Annotated in this window: 24 protein-coding genes; 11 read left to right on the plus strand and 13 right to left on the minus strand. The window is 54.0% G+C overall.

The genetic code is table 11. The features are described 5' to 3' along the window. Positions 1–14: 14 nt before the first annotated feature. Positions 15–914: a (2E,6E)-farnesyl diphosphate synthase gene (ispA, locus tag IB212_RS05020; RefSeq protein ID WP_041911085.1), complete on the minus strand. Its 900-nt coding sequence runs from the start codon at positions 912–914 to the stop codon at positions 15–17. Next, positions 915–1,157 (minus strand): exodeoxyribonuclease VII small subunit, encoded by a 243-nt coding sequence (gene xseB, locus IB212_RS05025; protein WP_003859094.1) that lies wholly within the window; start codon positions 1,155–1,157, stop codon positions 915–917. 178 nt (positions 1,158–1,335) lie between these two features. On the opposite strand from xseB, the gene thiI reads away from it, so the two are divergent. Beyond that, positions 1,336–2,784: a tRNA uracil 4-sulfurtransferase ThiI gene (gene thiI / locus IB212_RS05030; RefSeq protein ID WP_041911084.1), complete on the plus strand. Its 1,449-nt coding sequence runs from the start codon at positions 1,336–1,338 to the stop codon at positions 2,782–2,784. Positions 2,785–3,323: 539 nt separating this feature from the next. Here thiI and yajL read toward each other — a convergent pair. Both yajL and panE read right to left on the minus strand, forming a co-directional pair. Further along, positions 3,324–3,917: a protein deglycase YajL gene (gene yajL, locus IB212_RS05035; protein WP_028012154.1), complete on the minus strand. Its 594-nt coding sequence runs from the start codon at positions 3,915–3,917 to the stop codon at positions 3,324–3,326. Next, on the minus strand, positions 3,880–4,791 hold the full coding sequence (gene panE, locus IB212_RS05040) for a 2-dehydropantoate 2-reductase (RefSeq protein WP_041911083.1): 912 nt from the start codon (positions 4,789–4,791) through the stop codon (positions 3,880–3,882). Before panE ends, yajL begins: the two co-directional genes overlap by 38 nt. 121 nt (positions 4,792–4,912) lie before the next feature. On the opposite strand from panE, the gene IB212_RS05045 reads away from it, so the two are divergent. Beyond that, a complete protein-coding gene (locus IB212_RS05045) occupies positions 4,913–5,404 on the plus strand; it encodes a YajQ family cyclic di-GMP-binding protein (protein ID WP_023293165.1) in 492 nt (163 codons plus the stop codon). 32 nt (positions 5,405–5,436) lie between these two features. On the opposite strand, the gene IB212_RS05050 is transcribed toward IB212_RS05045, so the two are convergent. The 8 genes from IB212_RS05050 to IB212_RS05085 form a co-directional block, all read right to left on the minus strand. After that, a complete protein-coding gene (locus tag IB212_RS05050; RefSeq protein WP_041911082.1) occupies positions 5,437–6,798 on the minus strand; it encodes an MFS transporter in 1,362 nt (453 codons plus the stop codon). Positions 6,799–6,946: 148 nt separating this feature from the next. Further along, positions 6,947–7,834: a heme o synthase gene (gene cyoE / locus IB212_RS05055; protein WP_003859062.1), complete on the minus strand. Its 888-nt coding sequence runs from the start codon at positions 7,832–7,834 to the stop codon at positions 6,947–6,949. Between the two features lie 11 nt (positions 7,835–7,845). Continuing rightward, positions 7,846–8,172: a cytochrome o ubiquinol oxidase subunit IV gene (locus IB212_RS05060; protein WP_006176899.1), complete on the minus strand. Its 327-nt coding sequence runs from the start codon at positions 8,170–8,172 to the stop codon at positions 7,846–7,848. After that, entirely contained in the window at positions 8,172–8,786 is a 615-nt protein-coding gene (locus tag IB212_RS05065; RefSeq protein WP_003859057.1) for a cytochrome o ubiquinol oxidase subunit III, read from the minus strand. Before IB212_RS05065 ends, IB212_RS05060 begins: the two co-directional genes overlap by 1 nt. Further along, a complete protein-coding gene (gene cyoB, locus IB212_RS05070) occupies positions 8,776–10,767 on the minus strand; it encodes a cytochrome o ubiquinol oxidase subunit I (protein WP_028012157.1) in 1,992 nt (663 codons plus the stop codon). Before cyoB ends, IB212_RS05065 begins: the two co-directional genes overlap by 11 nt. A gap of 16 nt (positions 10,768–10,783) precedes the next feature. Then, entirely contained in the window at positions 10,784–11,731 is a 948-nt protein-coding gene (cyoA, locus tag IB212_RS05075; protein ID WP_008503322.1) for a cytochrome o ubiquinol oxidase subunit II, read from the minus strand. Between the two features lie 477 nt (positions 11,732–12,208). Continuing rightward, on the minus strand, positions 12,209–13,684 hold the full coding sequence (gene ampG / locus IB212_RS05080; protein ID WP_041911081.1) for a muropeptide MFS transporter AmpG: 1,476 nt from the start codon (positions 13,682–13,684) through the stop codon (positions 12,209–12,211). A gap of 45 nt (positions 13,685–13,729) precedes the next feature. Next, complete coding sequence (locus tag IB212_RS05085) at positions 13,730–14,308, minus strand: lipoprotein (RefSeq protein WP_028012160.1); 579 nt, start codon at positions 14,306–14,308, stop codon at positions 13,730–13,732. 306 nt (positions 14,309–14,614) lie between these two features. Between IB212_RS05085 and bolA the strand changes: the two genes are divergently transcribed. The 9 genes from bolA (at position 14,615) to IB212_RS05130 (ending at position 24,975) form a co-directional block, all read left to right on the plus strand. Continuing rightward, positions 14,615–14,932 (plus strand): transcriptional regulator BolA, encoded by a 318-nt coding sequence (gene bolA / locus IB212_RS05090; RefSeq protein WP_003859051.1) that lies wholly within the window; start codon positions 14,615–14,617, stop codon positions 14,930–14,932. Between the two features lie 330 nt (positions 14,933–15,262). After that, positions 15,263–16,561, plus strand: coding sequence for a trigger factor (tig, locus tag IB212_RS05095; protein WP_008503318.1), 1,299 nt, complete (start codon positions 15,263–15,265; stop codon positions 16,559–16,561). Between the two features lie 260 nt (positions 16,562–16,821). Then, positions 16,822–17,445, plus strand: a complete 624-nt coding sequence (clpP, locus tag IB212_RS05100; protein WP_014069126.1) for an ATP-dependent Clp endopeptidase proteolytic subunit ClpP — start codon at positions 16,822–16,824, stop codon at positions 17,443–17,445. A gap of 125 nt (positions 17,446–17,570) precedes the next feature. Further along, positions 17,571–18,845 (plus strand): ATP-dependent protease ATP-binding subunit ClpX, encoded by a 1,275-nt coding sequence (gene clpX / locus IB212_RS05105; RefSeq protein WP_028012161.1) that lies wholly within the window; start codon positions 17,571–17,573, stop codon positions 18,843–18,845. A 183-nt stretch (positions 18,846–19,028) separates the two neighbouring features. Further along, positions 19,029–21,383: an endopeptidase La gene (lon, locus tag IB212_RS05110; protein ID WP_023334706.1), complete on the plus strand. Its 2,355-nt coding sequence runs from the start codon at positions 19,029–19,031 to the stop codon at positions 21,381–21,383. A gap of 210 nt (positions 21,384–21,593) precedes the next feature. Then, positions 21,594–21,866, plus strand: a complete 273-nt coding sequence (hupB, locus tag IB212_RS05115) for a nucleoid-associated protein HU-beta (RefSeq protein ID WP_002444653.1) — start codon at positions 21,594–21,596, stop codon at positions 21,864–21,866. Positions 21,867–22,078: 212 nt separating this feature from the next. Then, on the plus strand, positions 22,079–23,950 hold the full coding sequence (ppiD, locus tag IB212_RS05120; protein ID WP_041911080.1) for a peptidylprolyl isomerase: 1,872 nt from the start codon (positions 22,079–22,081) through the stop codon (positions 23,948–23,950). 148 nt (positions 23,951–24,098) lie between these two features. Continuing rightward, positions 24,099–24,479 carry a helix-hairpin-helix domain-containing protein gene (locus tag IB212_RS05125; protein ID WP_041911079.1) on the plus strand — a complete coding sequence of 127 codons (381 nt, stop codon included), beginning with the start codon at positions 24,099–24,101 and terminating at the stop codon, positions 24,477–24,479. 97 nt (positions 24,480–24,576) lie between these two features. Then, positions 24,577–24,975, plus strand: a complete 399-nt coding sequence (locus IB212_RS05130; RefSeq protein ID WP_014830880.1) for a YbgC/FadM family acyl-CoA thioesterase — start codon at positions 24,577–24,579, stop codon at positions 24,973–24,975. Between the two features lie 61 nt (positions 24,976–25,036). Here IB212_RS05130 and queC read toward each other — a convergent pair whose 3' ends face one another. Next, positions 25,037–25,732: a 7-cyano-7-deazaguanine synthase QueC gene (queC, locus tag IB212_RS05135; protein WP_023332238.1), complete on the minus strand. Its 696-nt coding sequence runs from the start codon at positions 25,730–25,732 to the stop codon at positions 25,037–25,039. Positions 25,733–25,782 lie beyond the last annotated feature (50 nt).

The raw sequence follows: 25,782 nt of genomic DNA on the forward strand, positions 1-25,782 counted from the left end.
TCGAGATATATAGTTTATTTATCACGCTGGATTATATAGTCCGCTAGCGCTTCCAGTGCCGAGGTATCCAGCGATTGCGCGGCCAGCTCATTCAGCGACTGGCGGGCATCGTCAATCAGATCCCGGGCTTTACGTTGGGCTTGCTCAAGACCCAGCAGGGCGGGATAGGTACTTTTGCCAAGCTGCTGGTCCGCACCCTGACGTTTACCCAATGTTGCAGTATCGCCCACCACATCCAGAATGTCATCCTGAACCTGGAATGCCAGACCGATACTTTCTGCGTATCTGTCCAGAATCGGCAGGGCTTTGCGCCCTTGCTCACCCGCGCTCAGCGCGCCCAGGCGAACGGCGGAACGAATAAGCGCGCCCGTCTTATGGCGATGAATACGCTCCAGCTGTTCCAGATTAACCTGACGTCCTTCCGCTTCAAGATCCAGCGCCTGGCCGCCGCACATGCCGGCCACGCCGCTGGCCATTGCCAGTTCGGAGATCATCGCCAGGCGGTCGCGGTCGGCCACTTCCGCCATCGGCGCATCACTGAGAATCGAGAACGCCAGCGTCTGCAAGGCATCGCCCGCCAGAATGGCATTCGCCTCGCCAAACTTAATGTGGCAGGTTGGCTGACCCCGGCGCAGATCGTCGTCGTCCATCGCCGGGAGATCGTCGTGGATCAGCGAGTAGGCATGGATGCACTCCACGGCGGCAGCCGGGGCGTCCAGCGTATTATCGCTGATGCCAAACATATTGCCCGTGGCATACACCAGGAACGGACGCAGGCGTTTACCCCCTAAGAGTGCGCCATAGTGCATGGCTTCAACCAGTGGAGTGTTCTGAAAAGGCTGCGGCGCAATAAAACGGCGCAGGGCGTCGTTGGCGCGAACGACGCGCGCCTGAAGCGCGTTGGTAAAATCCATTTACTCGGCGTCCGGTGTGAATGGCGTGGTTTTAGCGTCTTCGCTGTCGGAAAGCAGGATCTGCACTCGCTGCTCGGCCTGCTGGAGTTTTACCTGCCCCTGCCGCGCAAGCTGCACACCGCGCTCAAATTCGTTGAGGGCGTCTTCCAGCGGTAAATCGCCGCTCTCGAGGCGGGTAACAATCTGCTCAAGCTCACTCAGCGCAGTTTCAAAACTGGCCGGTGCGTCGTTCTTTTTCGGCATAGTGAATTAACTCTTATATTCTTCGCCCCAACATGGTAACGGACTCGGGGCAATTATCAAATAACGCGAGTGGCGCGATGGTGGTATACTTGCGCGCCTGGATGCAGCCACGGGTGTGGGCTGCTGTATCATTTTCCACTACAAGCCTTTATAAGCTTGCCTAAGAAACATTGCCGCCATGAAGTTTATCATTAAATTGTTCCCTGAAATCACCATCAAAAGCCAATCTGTGCGTTTGCGCTTTATTAAAATTCTCACCGGGAACATTCGTAACGTATTAAAACACTACGACGAAACGCTCGCCGTGGTGCGTCACTGGGACCACGTTGAAGTCCGCGCGAAAGACGAAAACAAACGTCAGGATATTCGCGACGCCCTGACCCGTATTCCGGGGATCCACCATATCCTGGAAGTAGAAGATGTCCCGTTCAGCGATATGCACGATATCTTCGAAAAAGCGCTGGTTCAGTACCGCGACCAGATCGAAGGCAAAACCTTTTGCGTGCGCGTGAAGCGTCGCGGTAAGCACGAATTCAGCTCCATTGAAGTGGAACGTTACGTTGGCGGCGGTTTGAACCAGCATGTTGAGACGGCGCGCGTGCGTCTGACTAACCCGGACGTCACCGTTAACCTTGAGATCGAGAACGATCGTCTGCTGCTGGTTAAGGGCCGTTATGAAGGTATTGGCGGTTTCCCGATCGGCACGCAGGAAGATGTGCTGTCGCTGATCTCAGGCGGCTTCGACTCCGGCGTCTCCAGCTACATGCTGATGCGTCGCGGCTGCCGCGTGCACTACTGCTTCTTCAACCTCGGCGGCGCGGCGCATGAAATTGGCGTTCGTCAGGTGGCGCATTACCTTTGGAACCGCTTCGGCAGTTCCCACCGCGTGCGTTTTGTGGCGATCAACTTTGAGCCGGTAGTGGGCGAAATCCTTGAAAAAGTGGACGACGGCCAAATGGGCGTGATCCTCAAACGTATGATGGTTCGCGCGGCGTCCAAAGTCGCCGAACGTTACGGCGTGCAGGCGCTGGTCACCGGCGAAGCGCTGGGCCAGGTCTCCAGCCAGACGCTGACTAACCTGCGTCTGATCGACAACGTATCAGACACGCTGATCCTGCGTCCGCTGATCTCCCACGATAAAGAGCACATCATCGACCTGGCGCGCGAAATCGGCACCGAAGACTTTGCCCGCACCATGCCGGAATACTGCGGCGTGATCTCAAAAAGCCCGACCGTCAAGGCAGTGAAGGCGAAGATCGAAGCGGAAGAAGAGAACTTCGATTTCAGCATCCTGGAAAGAGTGGTGGCAGAAGCGTCCAACATCGACATCCGCGAGATTGCCCAGCAGACCGAGCAGGAAGTGGTTGAAGTGGAAACCGTGAGCGGTTTCGGTGCGAACGATGCGATTCTGGATATCCGCTCCATTGACGAGCAGGATGACAAGCCGCTGAAGGTGGAAGGCGTGGAGGTAGTTTCTCTGCCGTTCTACAAGCTGAGCACTAAGTTTGGCGACCTCGATCAGAGCAAAACGTATCTGCTGTGGTGTGAGCGCGGGGTGATGAGCCGCCTGCAGGCGCTGTACCTGCGCGAGCAGGGATTCGCGAATGTGAAGGTGTATCGTCCGTAGCGTGCGGCCTGGTGCCCTCACACCGACCCTCTCCCACAGGGCTGAGGAATCCCCACAAAATAATACCTGCACGGACAACCCCCTCTCCCTTGAGGGAGAGGGCTGGGGTGAGGGGGAACATACGGCTCTGGTGGTCATTCCGTTCACTTTATGTTCCTTGCTACTCTGTAAGGACATGGCCGGTGAACGTGCCAGGGCGGCTCAATCGCCGCCGCCCTGGCGACCCGGGCTCCCGGCGGTAAATCGCCGCTTCGCGGTGCCTTCGGCTTATTCCTTTCGGCTTGTCGGGGGCGGGCGGAGGTAACGTCCCTGTAAAGCCCGCCCTCTCGGCGCATCCATGCGCCTCGCCCCGGCCTACAGGAAACGCCTCAGCGATTTACAGCCGGATCAGGACATCGCTGTTAGTTATTCATTTCTCTTAAGCAATGTTCATCGCTTCAGGAAAAAAATTACTGGGGATCCCTCAGCCCACAGGGAGAGGGCGCAACCAAAGGTTGCCGTTTTGCTTTTACCTCGCGCCACCCGGCTTTTTTTATGCACTACTCTTCATAGTAATTATAAATCCCCGCCGGCATCACCAGCGACGACGCCACTTCGTAGGCCTTCTCCCGCCCGACCAGCAGATCAATAATCTTTAAGCCAAAATCAATCGCGGTGCCGGGTCCCTGGCTGGTCAGCAGATTGACGCGCGGATCCCAGACGACGCGTTTATCCACCCAATGCTCCTCCGGGATCGTATCCTTAAGCCCCGGGAAGCCGGTCATATTGCCGATGGGGAAGATGTCGTGCGGAATCAGAACTGTTCCAGCGGCGGCACAGATTGCCGCGACGATGCGGCCGGACAGATGAAACTGACGCACGGTTTCAACCAGCAGCGGGCTGTCGCGGAAACATTCCGCGCCTTTTAAGCCGCCGGGCAGGACGATGATGTCGTAATCGCCGTCAGCAACCTGGACAAGCGGTGCGTCTGCCAGGATTTTCACCCCTCGTGAACAGGTGATTGCCAGATTGCCGTCGCTGGCTACGCTGGCGGTTGTTACCTTAATGCCGCCACGTACCATTAAATCAATAGTGGTGACCGCTTCCATCTCTTCGCTACCAGGAGCGAGGCAAATCAGTGCCGACGCGCTCATATTCACTCTCCTTACGTTTAACCAGGTCATACAGACGGGCGTTTTCCGGCACGGCGATGCCGTGCGAGCGGGCGCGCTTTAGCAGATAGCCGGTAATGTAATCTATCTCCGTATGGCGTAATGCCCGAACGTCCTGCAGCATCGAGGAGATGTTCTCAGCCGTACTCTCAATAACCTGCTCGACATAACAGCGTAAATCCTCTGCTGAGGTGTGCAGGCCTTCTCGCTCAATGACCGACGCGACTTCTGCACACAGGGACGCCACCTCCTGCGGATGGTTTTTCAGCTCCCCGTTCGGGCAGTTCCACAGCGCCGTCAGCGGATTGATCACGCAGTTTACGGCCAGCTTGCGCCACAGCTGAGGGCGGATGTTGTTGTGCCAGGCGACGTCCGGCAAGACCTTTTGCAGAACATCGGCCAGATAGCTGTAGTCGCCATCCTGTGTTCTGGCCGGGCCGATGTGCGTCACGCCGCTGGCGACATGCACGATAATAGTCCCGTCGCGACGCGCAGCGTGGGTGGTGGTCGCCATTAGCAGAGGCTGCGGGACGCTTTTCAGCTCATCAAGGGTTCCCATACCGTTATGCAGCAGCAGAATGGGGGACGTGGGGGGGAGCTGCGCGGCCAGAGTCTTAACCGCATCTGAGACCTGCCACGCCTTGAGCGTCACCAGCAACAGGTCGCTTTGCGCCAGGAAATCAGGATCGTTCGCGGTGAGGGATTCGTTAAAAATGCTTCCGTCTTCACCAATCAGGTTGACACTGCAATAGGGCTGGGGCACGCGCAGCCAGCCCTGAACCTCATGTCCGTGCTTGCACAGCGCGGTCAGCCACAGCTGGCCGAGCGCTCCGCATCCGAGCACCGTAATTTTCATTGTTCCTCCTCACCTGCAACTGCGCCAGGTGTTACAGCTTAATTATACAGCTAAGCTTCTGTTGAGTTATGCCTCGTAGCGGGTATTATGCAACGCAACAAAAGTGAAGGGAGAAGAAAAGATGCCATCTTTCGATATTGTTTCCGAAGTTGATATCCAGGAAGTTCGCAACGGCGTTGAGAACGCAACCCGCGAAGTTGAGTCACGTTTCGATTTTCGTGGCGTTGAGGCGTCGTTTGAGCTGAACGACGCAAATAAGACCATTAAGGTGCTGAGCGAGTCTGATTTCCAGGTGAATCAGCTGCTCGACATTCTGCGCGCCAAGCTGTTAAAACGTGGCATCGAAGGAACGTCTCTGGACGTGCCGGACGAGTTTGTCCACAGCGGTAAGAACTGGTTTGTAGAAGCCAAACTGAAGCAGGGCATCGAGAGCGCGGTGCAGAAGAAGATCGTGAAGCTTATTAAAGACAGCAAGCTGAAGGTGCAGGCGCAGATCCAGGGCGAAGAAATTCGCGTGACCGGTAAATCTCGCGATGACCTCCAGTCCGTGATGGCGCTGGTGCGCGGCGGGGATTTGGGACAGCCGTTCCAGTTTAAAAACTTCCGTGATTAAGACAAAAAAGCCCGGTTCAACCGGGCTTTTTTTCAGGCCTTCAGCGCCTGCTCCACCTCAAAGCGGTTCGTCACTTTGCTGTCAATTTTGACATAAGCGCTGCGCTCTTCGGGAACAATCAGCACCTCTGTGACCCCTTCTTTTCCTTCCAGACGCTGCTTCAGCGCGTCGCTAATCTCCACGTCATCCGGGATTTCTACCCGCAGGCTGCTCACGTAACGTGGCTCTTTCATGGTGCTGGCGACCAGCAGCCAGACTGTTGCCAGCAGCGCGCCCGCGAGAAACACGGTTTGTGAATCAAACAGGCCGTCGACCCAGCCGCCAAGCGAGCCGCCGATCGCCACGCCGAGGAACTGGCTGGTGGAGTAAATGCCCATTGCCGTGCCTTTGTAACCGGCGGAGGACTCTTTGCTGATCAGTGACGGCAGCAGCGCTTCCATCAGATTAAACGCCAGGAAGAACAGCTGCACGCCTGCGATCAGCTCCCAGAAGTGCGGGCCGGCACCCCACAGCACGATCTCGGCAATCAGCAGTAACGCCACGCAGCCCACGAAGACGCGTTTCATTTTGCGCTTCACTTCGGCGTAGATGATGAACGGCACGACAGAGACAAACGAAATCAGCATCGTGACCAGATAAATTTTCCAGTGCTCGGCCGCCGGGAAACCTGCTGCGGCAAGCTGACCGGGCAGGGCGACAAAGGTGGACATCAGCAGAATATGCAGGCACATAATGCCGAAGTTAAGCTTTAGCAGACGCGGCTCGGCGATGACTTTGCTAAAGCAGCCTTTAACCATCCCGGATTCACGGTTAAGGACATGATTTTTACTGTCTGGCACAACCCACAGGGTGAGTGCGATCCCGATGGTCGCCAGCACCGCAATCATCCAGAACAGGGCGTGCAGACCCAGTTTGTGCGTAATGATGGGACCGAGCACCATCGCAATCGCAAACGTTACGCCAAAGCTCACGCCGATGAACGCCATCGCTTTGGTGCGGTTTTGCTCGCGGGTTAAATCTGACAGCAGCGCCATCACCGCGGCGGCAATCGCACCGGAGCCCTGCAGGGCGCGGCCCAAAATAATGCCCCAGATGGAGTGGGAGAGGGCGGCAATAACGCTCCCGAGCACAAAGACCAGCAGCCCGCCGACAATCAGCGGTTTGCGACCGACGCGGTCGGAGAGCAGGCCAAAGGGGATCTGGAACACCGCCTGCGCCAGACCGTAAATGCCAATAGCAAGGCCAATCAGCGCTTCGCTGGCACCCTGTAACGCCATGCCGTACGTGGTCAGAACGGGCAGGACCATAAACATGCCAAGCATCCGCAGCGAGAAAACAGTCCCTAAACCCCAGGTCGCACGCAACTCGCCCGGCGTCATTTTATAATCGTTCATTACCACCTCAGTTTAAAAGCAGGCCATAGTGTAGTGCGGGGAAGGGGCGGGGTAAATAAAGGCTTATTTAACAAATATTACATGCGTAATTAATAGATTTCGTGAATAAAAAAGGGTGCCGAAGCACCCTTTTCATCATCACATAAACTTACCAGACGTAAGTCAGCAGGTTTTGCGAGTCCGGCACCATGAAGTCTACGGACATCATCACGGACAGGGAGGTGATGGCGACAATCGAGAACACAAACAGCTTGCGTGCCCAGACTTTGTCATCTTCCACCTTGTAGCCGCGCAGGGCCATGCCGAGCCACCAGACGCTCACCGCGGCTGCTACCACCAGATATTTATATCCGGCGTAACCGCCCAGAGAAAGCATCAGCGTTGCCACGGCAAAAGCGATGATGTAGAGCGTGATGTGGTTCTTGGCAACTGAAATGCCCTTCACGACCGGCAGAACCGGAATATTCGCTGCCTGATAATCCTTGAAGCGGAAAATCGCGATGGCATAGGAGTGCGGCATCTGCCACAGGCTAAAGATAGCCAGCAGGATGAGCGCACCGCTGTCGAACTCGTTCGTGACGGCGCAGTAGCCAATCACCGGCGGCGCAGCGCCGGAGAGAGAACCAATCAGCGTGCCGTAGACGGAGTGACGCTTCATATACAGGCTGTAGACGCCTACATACACCACGAACCCCATCACCCCCAGCCAGCAGGCCAGCGGGTTAGCACCAAACCACAGCAGCATAAAGCCAGCAATACCCAGCAAGGTGGCGTACACCAGCGAGACGGAAGGGGCAATCAGGCCTTTAACCAGCACCCGATTCTTGGTCCTTTCCATCTTCTTGTCGATATCCATGTCGATGTAGTTGTTAAATACACAACCGGACGCAACCACCAGTGACACACCGACCAGCGTGTAAATAAAGAGGGTGTAATCAATGCTGCCTTTAGAGGCCAGCAGGAACCCTCCGATTACGGAGATCAGGTTGCCAAAGATGATGCCTGGTTTCGTGACTTGCAGGTATTGCTTAAACATACTCGCCGCTCTTAGTGAACCATCATGTTGTAGTTGAGGTTCCACATAATCCAGATGGAACCGACTACCAGGATAGCGATGATAATCACGGTAAAGATAAAGGCAGTCATATTCCAGCCTTCATCGGACTTGGTGTTCATGTGCAGGAAGCAAACCAGATGCACCAGAATCTGAATCACCGCGGTCACCAGGATTGCTCCCAGGATAACCGGCTTGGACGCAGAACCGCTCATCACCATCCAGAACGGGATCACCGTCAGGATGATCGACAGGATGAAACCTGTCATGTAGGTTTTTACGCTGCCGTGGGAAGCGCCATGATCGTTAGAATGACTCATTACATCGCCCCCATCAGATAGACAACAGAGAACACGCAGATCCATACCACGTCCAGGAAGTGCCAGAACAGGCTCAGGCACATGATACGGGTACGGTTAGTGCTGGTCAGGCCGCGGCGGGAGATCTGGAACATCAGTACTGCCATCCAGATCAGACCCGAGGTCACGTGCAGACCGTGGGTACCCACCAGCGCGAAGAACGCGGACAGGAAGCCACTGCGATCCGGACCGAAGCCTTCCATAATCAGGTGGTGGAATTCATAGATTTCCATCCCGATAAAGCCAGCACCAAACAGCCAGGTCAACGCCAGCCAGGAGACAACCTGGCTCTTGTTGTTTTTGTACATGGCGATAGCCGCCATGCCGTAGGTGATGGAGCTGAATAACAGCAGTGCGGTTTCAACCAGAACGAACGGCAGTTCAAAAATGTCCTTGCCGGTCGGGCCGCCCGCTGTGCCGTTCACCAGAACGGCATAGGTCGCGAACAGACAGCAGAACAGAATGCAGTCGCTCATCAGGTAGATCCAGAAACCGAAGACTTTGGTCGGTCCTGTATCATGGTGCGCATGTTCATGCGCGTGGGCAGTTGAGTGCGCCAGAGTATCAGTTGCCATTTTTCAGCCCCGCTTTAGAAATCTCGTCGAAATGCTGATTTTCCAGCTTTTCAACTTCACGGACTGGTACGTAGTAGTCCACGTCCTCGTCAAAGCTCTTCACAATCCAGCTGATTACGATGCCAGCGAAGCCAACAATCGCCATCCACCAGATGTGCCAGATCATTGCGAAACCAAATACCGTTGCGAAAGCGGCAATCACGATGCCCGCAGCGCTGTTTTTCGGCATATGGATCTCTTCGTAATGCTCAGGTTGCTTGTACGCTTCACCTTTTTCTTTCATTTCCCAGAATGCGTCACGCTCGTGAATGTGCGGCACTACGGCAAAGTTATAGAACGGTGGTGGAGAAGAGGTTGCCCACTCCAGCGTACGGCCACCCCAAGGGTCACCGGTCAGGTCGCGGTTCAGGTTACGGTCGCGGATGGACACGTAGTACTGAATCAGCTGGCACAGAATACCGCAGGCAATCAGCGCTGCACCGCCCGCTGCAACCATCAGCATTGGGTGGAACTGCGGATCGATCTGCTGGCTCAGACGACGGGTCATACCCATGAAGCCCAGCACGTACAGCGGCATAAACGCCACGAAGAAGCCAATGATCCAGAACCAGAACGCGCGTTTACCCCAGGTTTCGTTCAGCGTGAAGCCAAACGCCTTAGGCCACCAGTAAGTCACACCTGCGAAGCAGCCGAAGACCACGCCGCCGATGATAACGTTATGGAAGTGCGCAATCAGGAACAGGCTGTTGTGCAGAACGAAGTCAGCACCTGGCACCGCCAGCAGTACGCCGGTCATCCCACCTACGGAGAAGGTCACGATGAAGCCGATGGTCCACAGCATTGCTGAGTGGAACACGATACGGCCCTGGTACATGGTGAACAGCCAGTTGAAGATCTTCACCCCGGTAGGGATGGCGATAATCATGGTGGTGATACCGAAGAAGGCGTTTACGTTCGCGCCCGCACCCATGGTAAAGAAGTGGTGCAGCCAAACGATGAACGACAGAACGGTAATACACACGGTTGCCCACACCAGAGAGGTGTAACCAAACAGACGCTTACGCGAGAAGGTTGCCGCGATTTCGGAGAACACACCGAAAACAGGCAGAACCAGAATGTACACTTCCGGGTGACCCCAGGCCCAAATCAGGTTGATGTACATCATCATGTTGCCACCCATATCATTCGTGAAGAAATGGGTGCCCAGGTAGCGGTCCAGGGTCAGCAGCGCGATGGTGACGGTCAGAATTGGGAACGACGCGATAATCAGTACGTTGGCGCACAGAGATGCCCAGGTAAATACTGGCATCTTGAACATCGTCATACCTGGTGCACGCATCTTCAGGATGGTCACGAAGAAGTTGATACCGGTCAGGGTGGTACCGACACCGGAGAGCTGAAGCGCCCAAATCCAGTAGTCAACGCCTACACCCGGACTGTACTCAATTCCCGAAAGCGGCGGGTAAGCCAGCCAGCCGGTCTGTGCGAATTCGCCCACGCCCAGTGACAGGTTAACCAGGATTACACCGACAACCGTGAACCAGAAGCTCAGGTTGTTCAGGAACGGGAACGCTACGTCGCGCGCGCCAATTTGCAGCGGAACGACAACGTTCATCAGACCGATTACCAGCGGCATCGCCACGAAGAAGATCATGATAACGCCGTGGGCGGTAAAGATCTGATCGTAGTGGTGCGGTGGCAGGAAGCCGGCTTCGCCCGCAGACGCGAGTGCCTGCTGGCTACGCATCATGATTGCATCCGCAAAGCCACGAATTAACATGACGATACCGACGATGCAGTACATGATACCGAGTTTTTTGTGGTCAACCGAAGTCAGCCACTCATTCCACAGGTAGCTCCACTTACCGAAGTAAGTGATCAGGCCAACTAAGGCCGCGCCACCAATGATAATTGCAGCCACCGTAACCATGATAATCGGTTCATGGTAGGGCACTGCATCCAGTGTCAATTTTCCGAACATTTTCTTCCTCGGCCCCTTAGTGAGCGGTTTCCGCGTGGCTCATGTCCATGCCTTCCATACCTTCGTGCGCGCTGTGCTCGCCTTCTGGCTGGGTCATGTCCATGCTCTTGCCGTGATCCATAAATTTGCCAATAACGTCTTTGAACAAATCTGGTTTCACGTTAGAGAAGTACTCCACCTTGTTGTATTCGCTAGGTGCAGCCACTTTTTCGAACGCCGCCATGTCAGACATGGTGTTTGGAGACTGCTTCGCTTTTTCAACCCACTGGTCGAAAGCGGCACGGTCCGGCGTCGCAATAGCTTTGAACTTCATACCTGAGAAGCCCGGGCCGCTATAGCTGGCGGAGATACCATCGTAGGTGCCTGCTTCATTCGCGATCAGATGCAGGTTCGTCTGCATACCGGCCATCGCGTAAATCTGGCTACCCAGACGCGGGATGAAGAAGGAGTTCATTACGGAGTTGGAGGTCACTTTGAACTGAACCGGAGTGTTCGCCGGGAAGGCGATTTCATTCACGGTAGCAATGCCCTGCTCTGGATAGATGAAGAACCATTTCCAGTCCATGGAGACCACTTCAATGGTAATAGGTTTTTCATCGTGAACCAGCGGCTTGCTTGGCTCAAGTGCGTGAGTGGTTTTCCAGGTCAGTACGGCAAGGAACAGGATGATCAGGATAGGTACCGTCCAGACCACAGCTTCAACTTTGTTGGAGTGTGACCAGTTCGGGCTATACTTCGCATCTTTATTGCTCGCACGATACTTCCAGGCGAAACCAACAGCCATCAAAATGGCAGGAATAACCACAATCAACATCAGGCCAAAAGCCGTCAATATCAGTGAACGTTGTTCCAGTCCAATCTGTCCTTTGGGGTCTAGTAGTGCAGAATCACAGCCACTGAGTAATACAGTACCTGCGAATAATGACAACCATCCCAAACTTTTATTGTATTTCCTGAGTCTCATTTAACGACCTCAATTCCACGGGAGTCTGGTGGCGTTTAAAGTGTGCGGGCATTTTACGGGAAGGTTACATTACTGTAAACATCATTAGGCCTGTGTCAGGAAGGTGTTACCGGGTTCTGCCGCACATGTCACAAGTGTTGCAGATTATGTCGGTTTTTATGACCGAAGCCGCATGATATGGGCTTTATAACGAAAGGACCCCCAAGCATACCCTAAAAGGGGCAATTGGTATAACCATTGTTAAAAATATACAAAAAATTAACAATTAATTATCAATAAAAAGACATCTAAAAAACGAAAAATCAAACTTTCAAATGCTGAATCGTTTAATGAAAAATAGCGTTTTGGAATTGGCTCCAATAATTTCCAAATCCTATCCCGCACAAAACAACAAATATTTTTTTAGCGGCTGTTGGCTATTTCACCGTTATAATTTCGGTTAGTGATTACAACGGGAAATAACCTTTCACTTTTTCTTCAGGTCATCTGCGTTTTACGCAATGCCATAAAATCGAGCAAACCGCCCGTCAGGATCCCGGTGATGGCCAGCAGGGCTCCTGCGTCCAGCAGAAGGGCTTCGAGGGGGAGCGCCAGAGACGTACTGGCGTTAACGATAAGTACCACAAGCCATAGCGCCAGCGCGCCGCAGCCCGCCATTAGCAGACGTAACGCAAATCGGTAGGCGCGGTGATATTCAGTACGCGGCATAAAGTGTTCGGTCCGCTGGGTATATTCCAGCGTCTGGCGACACACCAGCAATAATAAAATCCCCGGCACGGCAGCCGCGACCGAGAAGAGATAAAACGTTGGCCAGCCGTGGGCTTCTACAAACCAGCCAGCAATCGGACCTACGTACACGCGCCCAACGGCCGAGAGCGCCGAGAGCAGCGCAAACTGCGTGGCGGAAAACGATTTATTGCACAGGGTCATCAGCAGGGCGACAAATGCCGCCGTCCCCATGCCGCCACAGAGATTTTCAAAGAACACCGCCGCGGCCATGCTGAACATATGCTTGTCCGTCACCGACAGCAGCCAGTAGCCCGCGTTAGATGCGCCCTGCAGGATGCCGAAGATCAGCAGCGCGCGGAACAGCGTCAGGCGCTGCATCAATACGCCGCCATAAAGCGCACCGACGATGGTCGCAAACAGCCCCAGCGTTTTATTCACCACTCCCACTTCACCGGCATCAAAACCGACGCCGCGGATCAGGAAGGTGGTGGTCAGGCTCATGGCAAAGGCATCGCCCAGCTTATAAAGGACGATGAGCAGCAGGATCAGCCAGGCATTGTTGCGGCCAAAAAAGTCACGCAGCGGTTCGGCCACGGCCTGCTCCAGCGAGCGGGGAACCGGAATGACGTCGCTCGGTTCGGGTGCAAATAGCGTAGCGATAATGCAGGGGATGAGCAGGGCAGCCATCAGCCAGTACATACCCTGCCAGCCGAGATAACGGTCGGCCAGCCACAACGCCAGCCCGCCGGAGACCAGCATCCCGAGGCGATAGCCCAGCACGCTGATCGCCGCACCGGCACCGCGCTCTTCCGCAGGTAACACGTCCGTCTTCCAGGCGTCGAACACGATATCCTGAGAGGCGGAACAGAAGGCTATCACCACCGCAAGCGCGGCCATCCAGCGGAGCTGTGTGGTCGGCTCAAGAAAGCCCATCGCCGCAATCGCCAGCAGCAGCAGGACCTGTGTCATCACTAACCAGCCGCGACGACGCCCCAGAAACAGCGGCGTATAGCGATCCATCACCGGCGACCACAGGAACTTAAAGACATACGCCTGACCGACAAGCGAGAAGAAACCAATGGTTTTGAGATCGATGTTCTCAACCGTCATCCACGCCTGAAGCGTGCCGGAGGTGAGCGCGAGGGGTAAACCGGAGGCAAAGCCGAGGATCAGCAGAATCGCTGATTTCGGTTGCTGGAAAATGCGTAAGTAGTGACTGGACATGTTCTTATGAACTGACCCGGTGAAGCACCGGGTCAGTGAGCAGGATTAACGTGCGTTCTGCTTGATAAAGTCGTGAATGCTGGTGTCCTGCGCCATATCGGCGATGGTGTCCGTCAGCACGCTATTAACGGCGTTAGCAATATTCTTGTTAGAGGCCTGGAACGCGCCTTCAACAGAGTAGCTGGCGCGGTAGTTTTTGGTCATCTTGTTGCCGTTCTTCGCGGTGGCAATGATGGCGATATCCGCTTTGGTCGCAATGTTGTAGCGCACGTTGCCCTGAGAGACGTCTGCGTACAGGTTGTTGACGATAATCTGCAGATCAACCGCGCCGCTTGGGCCAATCATGTAGCCGCGAGCGGTCATTTGCTTCTCAAGCACTTCCTGCAGCAGGAAGCGCAGGTCGCGGGACGCGGTCAGCGTCACCTGCTGGTTGTCGCGGGTCACTTTTGCCAGCGCCTGGTCCTGACGCTGATCGGCACCGTTAATGCTCACGGTGACGCCCATCAGGCTTGGGTCCTGCTGAGGCAGGGTGATTTTTGGTGAAACATCAATAGTGGTAGGCGGAGTCGCACAGCCTGCCAGCATAAAAAGGGCTACCAACGGAAAGAAGAGTTTTTTAAACATTTTCAGGTTCTCAACGAATCGTAAGCATTAAAGAGAGAAAAATTGCCGCCATCATATCATCGACTACGGCCAGGGGAAGTGGTCAACGCATGTAAATTCATCGTCTTGTCTGAAAACTGACCAGCTCATCCTTTTTCTCCTCCCGCGAGAGACGACAGGTATGAGTCTCACAGTGAACTTCATCCATTTGAATGAGAAAATCAGACGAAAGCTAAATATTTGTTGTCAAGGTGTAATGGAAACGGTAAAAGCGGCTAACATTTAAAGGGATGGGTGACATCTTAGCGTTGTCGGAGGAGTAATTTCATGATGATACGTGAACAGATAGAAGAAAAATTAAGGGCAGCGTTCAACCCTGTGTTCCTCGAAGTCGTCGACGAAAGCTATCGTCATAACGTGCCGGCAGGTTCTGAAAGCCACTTTAAAGTGGTTCTGGTTAGCGATCGCTTCACGGGAGAACGTTTCCTGAACCGACATCGCCTGATCTACAGCACCTTGACGGAAGAACTCTCCACGACCGTGCATGCGCTGGCACTGCATACCTACACCATTAAGGAATGGGAAGGCTTGCAGGATACGGTTTTTGCGTCGCCGCCTTGTCGCGGTGCAGGCACCATCGCCTGATAAATCGGATTTGCAACGGCTGGAGCTTTTCCAGTATGTTGCTTACAGATTTCCTCAAAACGGCCTCCGGGCCGTTTTGTTTTGTCTGAGTTTTGAGCGGATGGTGCGATTTTAAGGCTAAAAATAGCCTTAAAGTGTGAAAAAAGCCGCAGCAACATGCTCCAACCGTTCTCGACTCACCTAAGTGATGCCGCTATAATGCCGCGTCTTATTGAATGTCTTCGGGATGATTCTGGCGACAGGGAATGTGAATCTGCACTAAGAGAGCATCCCGGTATAACAGACAGATTCAGAGTTGACCGAGCACTGTGATTTTTTTGAGGTAACAAGATGCAAGTTTCAGTTGAAACCACTCAAGGCCTTGGCCGCCGTGTAACGATTACTATCGCTGCTGACAGCATCGAAACTGCTGTGAAAAGCGAGCTGGTCAACGTAGCAAAAAAAGTACGTATTGACGGCTTCCGTAAGGGCAAAGTACCAATGAATGTTGTTGCTCAGCGTTATGGTGCTTCCGTGCGTCAGGATGTGCTGGGTGAACTGATGAGCCGCAACTTTATCGACGCGATCATCAAAGAAAAAATCAATCCAGCCGGCGCGCCAAACTACGTGCCAGGCGAATACAAACTGGGCGAAGACTTCACCTACTCCGTAGAGTTTGAAGTGTACCCGGAAGTTGAGCTGAAAGGCCTGGAATCTATCGAAGTTGAAAAACCGATCGTTTCCGTGACTGACGAAGACGTTGACGGCATGCTGGACACCCTGCGTAAGCAGCAGGCGAACTGGAAAGAGAAAGAAGGCGCTGTTGACGCGGAAGACCGCGTAACCATCGACTTCACCGGTTCTGTAGACGGCGAAGAGTTCGAAGGCGGCAAAGCGTCTGACTTCGTACTGGCAATGGGCCAGGGTCGTATGATCCCAGGCTTCGAAGACGGCATCAAAGGCCACAAAGCGGGCGAAGAGTTCACCATCGACGTGACCTTCCCTGAAGAGTACCACGCTGAAAACCTGAAAGGTAAAGCAGCGAAGTTCGTCATCAACCTGAAGAAAGTTGAAGAGCGCGAACTGCCAGAACTGACTGAAGAGTTCATCAAGCGTTTCGGCGTGGAAGATGGTTCTGTTGCTGGCCTGCGTACCGAAGTGCGTAAAAACATGGAGCGCGAGCTGAACGGTGCTGTGCGTAACCGCGTGAAATCTCAGGCGATTGAAGGTCTGGTAAAAGCGAACGAAATCGACGTTCCTGCTGCCCTGATCGACAGCGAAATCGACGTGCTGCGCCGTCAGGCTGCACAGCGCTTCGGTGGCAACCAGCAGCAAGCGATGGAACTGCCGCGCGAGCTGTTCGAAGAGCAAGCGAAACGCCGCGTTGTTGTTGGCCTGCTGCTGGGCGAAGTGATTCGTACCCACGAGTTGAAAGCTGACGAAGAGCGTGTGAAGGGCCTGATCGAAGAGATGGCGTCTGCATACGAAGATCCATCAGAAGTGATCGAGTTCTACGGTAAGAACAAAGAGCTGATGGACAACATGCGCAACGTCGCACTGGAAGAGCAGGCTGTTGAAGCGGTACTGGCGAAAGCGAAAGTGACCGAAAAAGCGACCTCTTTCAACGAACTGATGAACCAGCAGGCGTAATTTCGCTCTAACGGTTTAAAGTTTGAACAAAAAACCCGTTGCCTTCCGGCGACGGGTTTTTTTTATCGCTGCATGGGTTCTGGAAGGGTGCTAAAACGCCCTTTCAGTGTTAGCGTTACAACAAAAGGTTGTTATGCTTGAAATAGGGCGTGGCGAACCCCATAAGTATGTAATCACGATGATTGAGACTGGCTGATAATCCGTCCATAAGGTTACAATCAGTACAGCAGGTGTTTTCAATTTTGAACCAGGAGACGGAAATGTCATACAGTGGCGAACGAGATAACTTTGCACCCCATATGGCGCTGGTGCCAATGGTTATTGAACAGACCTCACGCGGTGAGCGTTCTTTCGATATCTATTCCCGTCTGCTCAAGGAACGCGTTATCTTTCTGACCGGCCAGGTAGAAGACCATATGGCTAACCTGATCGTGGCGCAGATGCTGTTCCTGGAAGCGGAAAACCCGGAAAAAGACATTTACCTGTACATCAACTCGCCTGGCGGTGTGATTACGGCGGGCATGTCCATTTATGACACCATGCAGTTCATCAAGCCAGATGTCAGCACTATCTGTATGGGGCAGGCTGCATCCATGGGGGCCTTCCTGTTAACCGCAGGGGCGAAAGGTAAGCGTTTCTGCCTGCCTAACTCCCGCGTGATGATTCACCAGCCGCTGGGGGGTTACCAGGGGCAGGCGACGGATATCGAAATCCACGCCCGCGAAATTCTGAAAGTAAAAGCGCGCATGAATGAACTTATGGCGCAGCATACAGGTCAATCTCTTGAGCAGATCGAGCGCGATACCGAGCGCGATCGCTTCCTCTCTGCTCCAGAGGCAGTTGAGTACGGCTTAGTCGACTCCGTATTGACCCATCGTAATTGATGCCTGCGACGCGAGTGTGCCGCTATACTAAGGTAGGGCGGCACGCTGCTTAAAGCACACGCGTCTTAGAATGGCATTTGCGTCGTCATGTGCGGCACAAAGAACTTAAAAAGAGGTTTGGACTCATGACAGATAAACGCAAAGATGGTTCGGGCAAACTGCTGTACTGCTCTTTTTGCGGCAAAAGCCAGCATGAAGTGCGTAAACTGATTGCCGGGCCGTCCGTGTATATCTGCGACGAATGCGTCGATTTATGTAACGACATCATTCGCGAAGAGATTAAAGAAGTTGCGCCGCACCGTGAGCGTAGCGCATTGCCAACGCCGCATGAGATTCGTCATCACCTTGACGACTATGTCATCGGTCAGGAGCAGGCCAAGAAAGTGCTGGCGGTGGCAGTATACAACCACTACAAACGTCTGCGTAACGGCGACACCAGCAATGGCGTAGAACTGGGCAAAAGTAACATTCTGCTGATCGGGCCAACCGGCTCCGGTAAAACGCTGCTGGCGGAAACCCTGGCGCGCCTGCTGGATGTTCCGTTTACCATGGCGGATGCCACCACCCTGACCGAAGCCGGTTATGTGGGTGAAGACGTTGAGAACATCATTCAGAAGCTGCTGCAGAAGTGCGATTACGACGTTCAGAAAGCACAGCGCGGGATTGTTTATATTGATGAGATCGACAAGATCTCCCGTAAATCAGACAACCCGTCCATCACCCGTGACGTGTCGGGTGAAGGCGTGCAGCAGGCCCTGCTGAAGCTGATCGAAGGTACGGTTGCGGCCGTTCCGCCGCAGGGTGGACGCAAACATCCGCAGCAGGAGTTCCTGCAGGTCGATACCTCCAAGATCCTGTTTATTTGCGGCGGCGCGTTTGCTGGTCTGGATAAAGTCATTTCCCACCGTGTTGAAACCGGCTCCGGCATCGGTTTTGGCGCAACGGTGAAGGCGAAGTCCGAGAAAGCCAACGAAGGTGAACTGCTTTCGCAGGTTGAGCCTGAAGATCTGATCAAATTTGGTCTGATCCCTGAATTCATTGGCCGTCTGCCGGTTGTGGCAACGCTGAATGAGCTGAGCGAAGACGCGCTGATTCAGATCCTGAAAGAGCCGAAAAATGCGCTGACCAAGCAGTATCAGGCGCTGTTCAATCTGGAAGGCGTTGAGCTGGAATTCCGTGACGAAGCGCTGGATGCGATTGCCAAGAAAGCGATGGCCCGTAAAACCGGTGCGCGTGGTTTGCGCTCTATCGTTGAAGCTGCATTGCTCGACACCATGTACGATCTGCCGTCGATGGAAGACGTCGAAAAAGTGGTTATCGACGAGTCCGTGATCGGCGGCCAATCCAAGCCGCTACTGATTTACGGTAAACCGGAAGCCCAGCAGGCATCTGGCGAATAATTCACCAAATCATACAAGCAGTTAATCAAAAAGGGGGGATTTTATCTCCCCTTTACTTTTTCCGTATTCATAGCGTTGAATGTGTGGGAAACATCCCCATATACTGGATACATGTTAATGGTTATGTGAAGCACTGTGACATGACCAGCTTACCTGGCGGACACTAAACTAAGAGAGAGCTCTATGAATCCTGAGCGTTCTGAACGCATTGAAATCCCCGTATTGCCGTTGCGCGATGTGGTGGTTTATCCGCACATGGTCATACCCTTATTTGTAGGGCGGGAAAAATCTATCCGTTGCCTCGAAGCCGCCATGGATCATGATAAAAAAATCATGCTGGTGGCCCAGAAAGAAGCATCAACGGATGAGCCGGGTGTAAACGATCTTTTCACCGTCGGGACCGTGGCCTCTATTTTACAAATGCTGAAGCTGCCGGACGGCACCGTGAAGGTGCTGGTCGAAGGCTTACAGCGTGCGCGTATTACCACGCTGTCAGATGATGGCGAACACTTCTCTGCCAAGGCAGAGTACCTTGATTCGCCTGAACTTGATGAGCGCGAGCAGGAAGTGCTGGTACGTACCGCGATTAGCCAGTTCGAAGGCTATATCAAGCTGAACAAGAAAATCCCACCAGAAGTGCTGACGTCGCTGAACAGCATCGACGATCCTGCGCGTCTGGCGGACACCATCGCTGCACACATGCCGCTGAAGCTGGCTGACAAACAGTCCGTGCTGGAGATGTCCGACGTTAACGAACGTCTGGAATACCTGATGGCGATGATGGAGTCTGAAATCGATCTGCTGCAGGTTGAGAAGCGCATTCGTAACCGCGTGAAAAAGCAGATGGAAAAATCTCAGCGTGAGTACTATCTGAATGAGCAAATGAAGGCCATTCAGAAAGAGCTGGGCGAGATGGACGACGCACCGGACGAAAACGAAGCGCTGAAGCGTAAGATCGACGCGGCGAAGATGCCGAAAGAGGCGAAAGAGAAAGCTGAAGCAGAACTGCAGAAGCTGAAAATGATGTCTCCGATGTCGGCTGAAGCAACCGTCGTGCGCGGCTACATTGAGTGGATGGTGCAGGTTCCGTGGAACGCCCGCAGCAAGGTCAAGAAAGACCTGCGTCAGGCCCAGGAGATCCTCGATACTGACCACTACGGCCTGGAACGTGTGAAAGACCGCATCCTTGAGTACCTCGCGGTACAGAGCCGTGTAAACAAAATTAAAGGCCCAATTCTGTGCCTGGTCGGACCGCCGGGGGTGGGTAAAACCTCTCTGGGCCAGTCCATCGCCAAAGCGACCGGACGTAAGTACATCCGTATGGCGCTGGGCGGCGTGCGTGATGAAGCGGAAATCCGTGGTCACCGCCGTACCTACATCGGTTCTATGCCGGGTAAACTGATCCAGAAAATGGCGAAAGTGGGCGTTAAAAACCCGCTGTTCCTGCTTGATGAGATCGACAAAATGTCGTCGGACATGCGCGGCGACCCGGCGTCTGCTCTGCTGGAAGTGCTTGATCCAGAACAGAACGTGGCGTTCAGCGATCACTATCTGGAAGTGGACTACGACCTCAGCGATGTAATGTTCGTGGCGACCTCTAACTCCATGAACATACCGGCACCGCTGCTGGACCGTATGGAAGTGATCCGCCTCTCCGGTTATACCGAAGACGAAAAGCTGAACATTGCTAAACAGCACCTGCTGCCGAAGCAGATTGAGCGTAACGCGCTGAAAGCCAACGAGCTGACCGTCGAGGACAGCGCGATTATCGGCATCATTCGCTACTACACCCGTGAAGCGGGCGTGCGTAGCCTTGAGCGCGAAATATCTAAGCTGTGCCGTAAGGCGGTAAAACAGCTGCTGCTGGATAAGAGCCTGAAGCACATCGTGATTAATGGTGACAATCTGCATGCCTACCTGGGCGTTCAGCGCTTCGACTATGGCCGCGCGGATAACGAAAACCGCGTGGGTCAGGTGACCGGTCTGGCATGGACGGAAGTGGGCGGCGATCTGCTGACCATCGAAACCGCCTGTGTGCCGGGCAAAGGCAAGCTGACCTACACCGGCTCGCTGGGTGAAGTGATGCAGGAGTCCATTCAGGCTGCGCTGACCGTGGTGCGCGCGCGCGCGGAAAAACTGGGTATCAACCCGGATTTCTACGAAAAACGCGACATTCACGTTCACGTTCCTGAAGGGGCGACGCCGAAAGATGGCCCAAGCGCGGGTATTGCCATGTGTACCGCTCTGGTTTCCTGTCTGACGGGCAACCCGGTACGTGCCGATGTGGCAATGACCGGTGAAATCACCCTGCGCGGTCAGGTCCTGCCAATCGGCGGGTTAAAAGAAAAACTGCTGGCGGCACACCGCGGTGGGATCAAAACCGTATTGATCCCGTACGAAAATAAACGCGATCTGGAGGAGATTCCGGACAACGTGATTGCCGATCTGCAGATCCATCCTGTTAAGCGAATTGAGGAAGTTCTCAGTCTCGCACTGCAGAATGAACCCTCCGGAATGCAGGTTGTAACCGCAAAATAGTGACCTCGCGCAAAGAGCGTCAATAAAAACAAGGCTGGTAAGTCATTTCGCACTTGCCAGCCTTTTTTTGTATAGCTAATTTAGATTGCTGATTAGGTCAGCCATCAACAACGGGTGTTGTAAGGTCATGGCAGGCCTGATATAACTGCTGCGCGGTCGCGTTGTGAAGGACTCAGGCGCGATATAAATTATAAAGAGAGGAAGAGAACAGTGAATAAATCTCAACTGATTGACAAAATTGCTGCTGGTGCTGATATTTCTAAAGCTGCAGCTGGACGTGCGTTAGATGCATTAATTGCTTCTGTTACTGAATCTCTGCAGGCTGGGGACGACGTTGCACTGGTAGGCTTCGGTACTTTTGCTGTTAAAGAGCGTGCTGCCCGTACTGGCCGCAACCCTCAGACCGGTAAAGAGATCACCATTGCTGCTGCTAAAGTGCCGGGTTTCCGTGCAGGTAAAGCGCTGAAAGACGCAGTAAACTGATTGCTTTCCCGTTTCAGGGAAGCCGGATAGTACAAGGGCGCATCGTTTGATGTGCCTTTTTTGTTTGTCCAGACCTGATTTGTGCGAGTTTATGCGAGTTGTGGGCTGACAATCGCCCCGTTTTCTTGTCACAATACGCCTTCACGCGCGACGGGCAGGATTTTCCGTCAGCGTCAGGTAACCAGTCACCTACAGCGGAGTGTTGTTACACCATGATGGACAGCTTACGCACGGCTGCTAACAGTCTCGTGCTCAAGATTATTTTCGGTATCATTATCGTGTCGTTCATATTGACCGGCGTGAGCAGTTACCTTATTGGCGGTGGCGCGAACTATGCCGCAAAAGTGAATGGCCAGGAAATCAGCCGTGGTCAGTTCGAGAATGCTTTTGCCGGTGAGCGTAACCGTATGCAGCAACAGCTGGGCGACCAATTCTCTGAACTGGCGGCGAATGAAGGGTACATGAAAACCCTGCGCCAACAGACACTGAACCGTCTTATCGACGAAGCGCTGCTGGATCAGTATGCCAAAAAGCTGGGCCTTGGCATCAGCGACGAGCAGGTCAAAAAAGCGATCTTCGCCACTCAGGCATTCCAGTCTAACGGTAAATTCGACAACGCGCGTTACAACAGTATCGTTAACCAGATGGGCATGACGGCGGATCAGTACGCGCAGGCGCTGCGTAACCAGCTGACAACCCAGCAGCTCATTAACGCTGTCGTGGGTACCGATTTCATGCTTAAAGGTGAAACCGACGAACTGGCCGCGCTGGTGGCCCAGCAGCGCGTGGTCCGTGAAGCGACCATTGATGTGAACGCCCTGGCGGCGAAACAGCAGGTGAGCGACGCAGACGTTAATGCTTACTACGAGCAGAATAAAAACGCCTTTGTTTCTCCGGAGCAGTTCCGCGTCAGCTACATTAAGCTGGATGCAGCTGCGCTGCAGGAAACCGCGTCTGATGCCGAGATCCAGTCTTACTACGACCAGCATCAGGATCAGTTCACTCAGCCGCAGCGTAACCGCTACAGCGTGATTCAGACCAAAACTGAAGCAGATGCTAAGGCGGTACTGGATGAGCTGAACAAAGGCGCTGATTTCGCCACCCTTGCGAAAGCGAAATCCACCGACATTATCTCTGCGAAAAACGGCGGTGATATGGGCTGGCTGGAAGACGCAACCACGCCCGACGAGCTGAAAAATGCCGGCCTGAAAGAGAAAGGCCAGCTGTCTGGTGTGATTAAATCATCCGTTGGTTTCCTGGTCGTGCGTCTGGACGACATCACCCCGGCGAAAACCAAGCCGCTGGCTGAGGTTCGTGATGATATTGCCGCGAAAGTGAAACAGGAAAAAGCCCTGGATGCCTACTACGCGTTGCAGCAGAAGGTGAGCGATGCTGCCAGCAACGACAACGAATCTCTGGCAGGTGCAGAGCAGGCGGCGGGTGTGAAAGCGGTTGAGACCGGCTGGTTTGGTCGCGACAACCTGCCGGAAGAGCTGAACTTCAAACCGGTTTCTGATGCCATCTTTAACGGTGGTCTGGTGGGCGAGAACGGCACGCCGGGCAGCAACTCTGACATCATTACCGTTGACGGCGATCGCGCCTTTGTTCTGCGCGTCAGCGAGCACAAGCCAGAAGCGGTCAAACCGCTGGCGGAAGTGAAGGATCAGGTCGTCGCTCAGGTTAAGCATAACAAAGCAGAACAGCAGGCTAAACTGGACGCTGAGAAGATTCTGGCCGATCTGAAAGCGGGTAAACAGGACGCGCTGAAAGCGGCAGGTCTGAGCTTCGGTGAGGCAAAAACGCTTAGCCGCACCGGTCAGGACCCAATCAGTCAGGCCGCGTTTAGCCTGACGCTGCCGGCAAAAGACAAGCCAAGCTTCGGTACCACCACCGATATGCAGGGTAACGTTGTTCTGCTGGCGCTGGACGACGTGAAAGCCGGCACTCTGCCAGAAGCGCAGAAGAAGGCGATGGTTCAGGGCATTACTCAGAACAATGCTCAGATTGCTTTCGAAGCCATGATGAGCAACCTGCGTAAAGACGCCAAAATCAAGCTGGGCGATGTCATGACCCAGCAGCAGTAATTACGTGTCTGCTCGCAGATTTTCGTAACGCTCTGCAAAAACTAGAGGCCGCTTTCGCGGCCTTTTCCATTTCTGCAATCTGCTGTTTGTGCCTGTTTTCGCAGGCGGCTATCGTTGCGTGGCTGTCAACAAACAAGGAGATAACAGCATGAAATGTGGAATCAAAGCACTGTTAATTACGCTGGCTATTGCCACCACCGGGATGAGCGCGGGCGCGCAGGCGGCGGCGACCGCCGCCAAACCACAGGCTACGCAGAGCAAGTCTGACGCGGCCGCGCCGGTACAAGGGCAGACCAAAGCGGCTGACGTCGGTAAAAATGCGGATGATGACGGTACGCGGGTCAGCATTAACTCGGCCTCGGCAGAGGATCTCGCCCGTGCAATGAATGGCGTGGGCCTGAAAAAAGCGCAGGCTATCGTCAGCTATCGTGAAGAGTACGGCCCATTCAAAACGGTCGACGATCTCAAACAGGTTCCGGGCATGGGCAGCGCGCTGGTTGAGCGCAACCTCTCACACCTGACACTGTAATAACGCAATTTCTTGCACTGCGGCAAAAGTTTGCCAGGATAAAGAGGTCATACCAGTTATGACCTCTGATCCTATAACAATGAAAGGCTATTGCGCTATGCAGACAAAAATCAAAGTACGCGGTTTCCATCTTGATGTTTATCAGCACGTCAATAACGCTCGCTATCTCGAGTTTCTTGAAGAAGCGCGCTGGGACGGGCTGGAAAACAGCGAAAGCTTTCAGTGGCTGACCGCGCACAACATCGCGTTCGTGGTCGTCAATATCAACATTAACTATCGCCGTCCGGCCGTGCTGGGCGATGTGCTCACCGTGACCAGCCAGGTACAACAGCTAAACGGCAAGAGCGGCGTGTTAAGCCAGGTGGTGACGCTCGATCCAGAAGGGCAGGTGGTGGCTGATGCACTGATCACCTTTGTCTGTATCGATCTGAAAACTCAGAAAGCGCTGCCGCTGGAAGGGGAATTGCGGGAAAAGCTGGAGTTGATGATCGTATAAGACATATTAAGGCGCACTCGTGCTGTCGACACCTGTTTTGCGACAGCACGGTCAAAAAACGCTATTTAAGTCCGGTCTTTTGCTTCATTGCCGCCATCACGCCGACTTTATCAGCCAGGTAATGGTTAAGCCCGTTAGCGCGCAGATTACAGGCGGCGCACTGGCCGCAACCGTCGCCTTTGATGCCGTTATAGCAGGTGAGGGTTTCGCTGCGAACCAAATCCAGCTTGCCCCAGTAGTCGGCCAGCGCCCAGGTTTCGGCTTTATCCAGCCACATGAGCGGGGTTTCAAAGCGCGTCTCTTTCGCCATCCCCAGATTGACGGCGTGGTTGAGCGCTTTGACAAACTCATCGCGGCAGTCCGGGTATCCTGAGAAGTCGGTCTCGCATACGCCCGTAATTACCGCTTCGGCTTTTACCTGATAGGCATAAATCGCCGTCAGGGTCAGGAACAGAATATTACGCCCCGGCACAAACGTGTTCGGAATGCCGCTGGCATCGGGTTCGTAGTCCGGTACAGGAATACTGTCCCGGGTGAGGCTGCTGACGGCCAGTTCATTTAACAGCGTAACGTCCAGCACCTTGTGCGCGCGTGCCCCCAGTTTAAGGGCCAGTTCACGGGCAACGTCGATTTCAGCGCGGTGACGCTGGCCATAATCGAAAGTCACACAGTGAACTTCATCATACTGATGAAGGGCCTGAACCAGGCAGGTTGTAGAGTCTTGTCCTCCGCTGAACACGACGACGGCACGTTTCATAAATCATCTCGACTGTTACGGTAAAAACGTTATGTTACCGTCTGGCTACG

The sequence above is a fragment of the Enterobacter sp. E12 genome, assembly GCF_014596715.2.
Taxonomy (GTDB): domain Bacteria; phylum Pseudomonadota; class Gammaproteobacteria; order Enterobacterales; family Enterobacteriaceae; genus Enterobacter; species Enterobacter bugandensis.